Source organism: Nocardiopsis lucentensis DSM 44048 (assembly GCF_000341125.1).
Classification (GTDB): domain Bacteria; phylum Actinomycetota; class Actinomycetes; order Streptosporangiales; family Streptosporangiaceae; genus Nocardiopsis; species Nocardiopsis lucentensis.
Genome location: NZ_ANBC01000751.1, coordinates 1 through 1,746 on the forward strand (window position 1 = coordinate 1; position 1,746 = coordinate 1,746).

The 1,746-nt window shown below is 73.5% G+C and carries 1 protein-coding gene and 1 pseudogene; both read left to right on the forward strand.

What is annotated here, in order from left to right; genetic code table 11:
• Nucleotides 1–506 (forward strand): annotated as a pseudogene (locus D471_RS36295) (pyridoxal-dependent decarboxylase); the annotation flags it as partial.
• Nucleotides 503–1,746, forward strand: a 1,244-nt coding sequence (locus D471_RS36300) for a lysine N(6)-hydroxylase/L-ornithine N(5)-oxygenase family protein (protein ID WP_017601339.1), incomplete at its 3' end; no start/stop codon positions are given. The pseudogene D471_RS36295 and the gene D471_RS36300, both read left to right, overlap by 4 nt.

Genomic DNA, 1,746 nt, shown 5'->3' on the forward strand with positions numbered 1-1,746 from the left:
CCTCGTTCGCGCCGCTGTCGCGGTCGGTGTCCTACCTGAACCCGACCGATGACGAGGAGGCGGGCTACCCCAGCCTGCTCGGCTACTCACTGCGCACCACCCGGCGCGCGGACGTGTTCAAGATCGCCGTCACCCTGCGCGCTCTCGGCCGGAAGGGCCTGGGCCGCATGGTGGACGCCTGCCGCGCCCTGGCGCTGGACGCCAGCGCCCAGGTGGTCGCCTCCCCGAAGCTGACCCTGGCCGCGGCCCCCTCACTGACCACGGTCGTCTTCCGCTACGACGCGGCCTCCGACACCGACCTGGTCAACGCGCGCCTGCGCCGCCGCCTCCTGGAGAGCGGGCGGGCCGTGGTGGGCCGCACCCACATCGACGGACGGGTCTGGCTCAAGCTCACCCTCCTCAACCCCGACACCACCCCCGACGACATCGCCGCCCTGCTCGCCCTGATCGTCGCCGCCGGTGACGCCGAGACCGCGGCCGCCCAGAACCTGGAGGAGGCCCGATGACCGCCGCCCCGAACCCCACCGCCGGCACCGACACCGAGCGTGAGGTCCACGACCTCGTGGGCGTGGGCCTCGGCCCCTTCAACCTGGCCCTGGCCGCCCTCGCCGACGGCGTTCCCGGCCTGAGCGCCCGGTTCCTGGAGGCCCGCCCCGACTTCTCCTGGCACCCCGGCCTGCTGCTGGAGGGCGCCCGCCTCCAGGTGCCCTTCCTGGCCGACCTGGTCACCCTGGTCGACCCCACCAGCCGCTGGTCCTTCCTGTCCTACCTGCGCGAACACGACCGACTGTTCCCGTTCTACTTCTCCGAGAACTTCCACGTGCCGCGCCGCGAGTACGACGACTACTGCCGCTGGGTGGCCACCGGCCTCGACTCGTGCCGCTTCGACGCCCGCGTGCTCACGGTCCACCACGACGAGGGCGTGTTCACCGTCGAGCACGAGGACGCCTCCGGCGCCCGCCGCACCGTGCGCGGCCGCGCCCTGGTCCTGGGCATCGGCACCGAACCGGTCCTGCCCGAGGCGCTGCGCGACCTGGCGGGCGACCGCGTGTTCCACGCAGCCGAGTACCTGGACCGGGTGGGCGGCCTGGCCGGGGCCCGCGACCTGACGGTGATCGGCTCCGGGCAGTCGGGCGCCGAGGTCTTCCTCGACCTGCTGCGCTCCCCCGCGCACGCCGACACCCGGGTCAACTGGCTCACCCGCTCCCCCGGCTTCGCTCCGATGGAGTACTCCAAGCTCGGGCTGGAGCACTTCACCCCCGACTACACGCGCTACTTCCACTCGCTGCCCCAGCCCACCAGGGACCGTCTGGTGCCCTCCCAGTGGCAGCTGTACAAGGGCATCAGCGCCGACACCATCTCCGAGATCCACGACGCGCTGTACGAGCGCGGTGTCGGCGGCGCCCCGGTCGACGTGAGCCTGCGCGCCCACTGCGAACTCCTGGAGGCGCGCGAGGACGGCGGCCGGATCGCGCTCACCTTCCGCCACCGGGAGCAGGACCGGGTGTTCACCGCCCGCACCGACGGCGTGGTGGCCGCCTCCGGGTACGCCCAGCGCAGGCCGGACTTCCTGGAGCCGGTCCTCAAGCTCATCGAGACCGACGACCGCGGCCGGTTCGCGATCGACGCCGACCACCGCCTGCGCACCGACCCCGCGCTGACCGCGCCGATCCACGTGCAAAACGCCGAGCTGCACACCCACGGCGTGGGCGCCCCCGACCTGGGGCTGGGCGCGTGGCGGGGCGC